Source organism: Mesorhizobium sp. M7A.F.Ca.US.005.03.2.1, assembly GCF_003997795.1.
In the GTDB taxonomy this organism is placed as follows: Bacteria; Pseudomonadota; Alphaproteobacteria; order Rhizobiales; family Rhizobiaceae; genus Mesorhizobium; species Mesorhizobium ciceri.
In genome coordinates, this window is the sequence record NZ_RZRP01000775.1 from 1 (window position 1) to 2,979 (window position 2,979).

Below are 2,979 nucleotides of genomic sequence, written 5' to 3' on the forward strand. Positions count from 1 at the left end.
GTATTGCACTGACTAGTAAACATGATTATTCAAGTCAAGAAATGAATCGGATTACGCAACGCCTAGCCAGACGCCCGGCACAGGAAAGGGATCCATCCAGATGAACACCCACAATCCCAACGATTTTCGCTATCGCGTCCGCCGTCCCGACGATGCCTCCCCCCATTTCGACCGGGTTCCGCTGGCGGTACGAACCCTTTCCAGCAACACCCTGTTCCAGGGCGAGCACGAGATAGGCATCGAGCATCACGGTGCACTCTACCGGCTGAAGATCACCCGCCAGGGCAAGCTCATTCTCAACAAGTAAGACAAGGCAACAGGGACCGAGACATGGATCAGCGCGTAAAATCCGCCCCGCATGAAATCCGGCGGGCACGGACAGACAATCCGAAGACGCGCGAGCGTGATCTGGCTGCCCATCTCGGCATTTCGGAAGCCGAACTGGTCGCGGCGCATTGCGGCGACGGCGTCGTCCGCATCGAGCCGCGCGTCAACGATCTTCTGACCGGCCTCGAGGCCGTCGGCGAGGTCATGGCGCTGACCCGCAATGAAAGCGCGGTGCACGAGAAGATCGGCGTCTATGACAAGGTCGTCACCGGCACCCACAATGCCATGGTGCTTGGCGAAAACATCGACTTGCGCATCTTCCCGAAGGTCTGGGCACACGGCTTTGCCGTCGAGAAGCGCGACGGCGACGAAATCCGCCGCAGCCTCCAGTTCTTCGATGCGGCAGGCGAGGCCGTGCACAAGGTGCATCTGCGGCCGGCCTCCAGCCTCTATGCCTATCAGAAGCTGGTCGCCGCGCTCGAATCGTCCAACCAGGAACCGACGGTCGACATCTCGGGGCCACTCCCCGATGACGAGATCCATGGCGACGGAGCGGCCGCCAATCTCGACGATCTGCGTGACCGCTGGAGCCGGCTGACCGACGTGCACCAGTTCTTTGGTATGCTGAAGACGCTGAAACTAAGCCGCCGGCAGGCGGTGCGCCTGGTTGGGCAGGACTATGCCTGGCAGCTCGACAATGAGGCGGTCCGGGCCATGTTTCATCATGCCGCGGAGGGCGAGATGCCGATCATGTGCTTTGTGGGAAACCGCGGCTGCATCCAGATCCATTCCGGTCCGATCAAGTCGATCAAGCCGATGGGACCATGGATCAACGTGCTGGACGAAACCTTCCACCTGCATCTGCGCACCGACCACATCCACGAGGTCTGGGCCGTGCGCAAGCCGACCAAGGACGGTCATGTCACCTCGCTCGAGGTCTATGACGCCGACGGCAAGATGATCATCCAGTTCTTCGGCAAGCGTCATGAAGGCGAAAGCGAGCGAGACGACTGGCGCTTCCTGGCGGAAAACCTGCCGCGCATCCCAAGCCCGACCGCAGCCTGAGAAAAAATGCTATGAGTGTTTTCCCAAAATTGTCGGCTGTGCGCGGATCTATTTTGGGGCCGGTGATCGGTCTCTCCATGGCTGCTATCGCACTGCAACCCGCCAGCGCCGCGGATGGCACGGCCGTGTTTGCCGATCCTTCAAAGATCGTGGCCATTGGCGGCTCGATCACCGAGATCGTCTATGCTCTCGGCCAGGAAAAGCATCTGGTGGCACGCGATTCCACCAGCCGGTTCCCAAAGGCGGCGCTTGAGCTGCCCGATGTCGGCTATATGCGCGCGCTGTCGCCGGAGGGTGTGCTGTCGGTCGACCCGACCGGCATCCTGGCGCTGCATGGCAGCGGCCCCAAGGAAGCAGTCGATGTCTTGAAGAAGACGAGCGTGCCGTTCATCGAGGTGCCCGAGCACTACAGCCACGAAGGCATTCTCGAGAAGGTCCGCATCGTCGGCAAGGCGCTCGGCGTCGACGCCAAGGCCGAGGTGCTGGCCAAGGAGCTCGATGCCAAGCTCACGGCCGCCGAGAAGCAGACGGCTTCGATCAAGGAGCGCAAGCGCATCCTGTTCGTGCTGTCGATACAGGGCGGCAAGATTCTGGCGGCCGGCAGCGAGACCGCCGCCGACGGCATGGTCAAGCTGGCCGGCGGCGTCAACGCGGTCGAGGGCTTTTCCGGCTACAAGCAGATGTCCGACGAGGCGATCATAACCGCCAGGCCTGACGTGATCCTGATGATGAGCAATGCCGGGCCTCCGGTTTCGGACGACGAACTGTTCGGCAATCCATCGATCGCCTCCACGCCGGCCGGAACGGCGCACAAGCTGATCCGCATCGACGGCGCCTATCTGCTCGGCTTCGGGCCGCGCACGGCTGATGCCATCCACGACCTCGCTGTCTCGCTTTATGGCGGGCAGGTCACGGACTGAGCAGGCAGATCATGGTCGATCAATCGATCGCCGGCCCGGTGATGGCAAGCGTATCCGAAGGCGACCGGTCGGGCCGCGCCCGCATCGTCATCCTTCTGCTGTGCCTGGGGCTCGCGGCTGCCGTTTTTCTGTCGCTGACATCGGGGGCTTCGGACGCATCGGCCGCCAACGTCATCGGGGGCTGGCTGTTCGGCGCAGTGCCTGACGACGCCGCGTTGAGCGCCCGCGACAGCCTGATCGTCTATGACATCCGCCTGCCGCGCGTCATCCTCGGCATGCTGGTCGGCGCGGCGCTCGCCGTCTCCGGCGCGGTCATGCAGGGGCTGTTCCGCAATCCGCTGGCGGACCCCGGCCTGATCGGCGTCTCGGCCGGCTCCAGCCTCGGCGCGGTTGCCGTCATCGTGCTCGGCGCGACGATATTGGCTCCGGTGACAGCCTTGCTCGGCACGCTTGCCCTGCCGCTGGCGGCCTTCTGTGGCGGGCTCGCCACCACGCTGATGCTCTATCAGGTCGCGACGCGGCGGGGGCAAACCTCGGTTGCCACAATGCTGCTCGCCGGCATCGCGCTGGCGGCGCTCGCCATGGCGCTGACCGGCATCCTTATCTTCATGGCCGACGATCGCCAGTTGCGCGACCTGACCTTCTGGCAACTCGGATCGCTCGGTGG

Annotated in this window: 4 protein-coding genes; all 4 read left to right on the forward strand. The window is 63.5% G+C overall.

The window, feature by feature from the left end; all coding sequences use genetic code 11:
* The first annotated feature begins 100 nt into the window (after positions 1-100).
* Complete coding sequence (gene hemP, locus EN991_RS30065; protein WP_063168168.1) at positions 101-307, forward strand: hemin uptake protein HemP; 207 nt, start codon at positions 101-103, stop codon at positions 305-307.
* A 23-nt stretch (positions 308-330) separates the two neighbouring features.
* Positions 331-1,392, forward strand: a complete 1,062-nt coding sequence (locus EN991_RS30070; RefSeq protein ID WP_127370105.1) for a hemin-degrading factor — start codon at positions 331-333, stop codon at positions 1,390-1,392.
* A gap of 11 nt (positions 1,393-1,403) precedes the next feature.
* Complete coding sequence (locus EN991_RS30075) at positions 1,404-2,312, forward strand: hemin ABC transporter substrate-binding protein (protein WP_127370106.1); 909 nt, start codon at positions 1,404-1,406, stop codon at positions 2,310-2,312.
* Positions 2,313-2,323: 11 nt separating this feature from the next.
* A partial coding sequence (locus EN991_RS30080; RefSeq protein WP_164769471.1) for an iron chelate uptake ABC transporter family permease subunit occupies positions 2,324-2,979 on the forward strand: 656 nt, incomplete at its 3' end.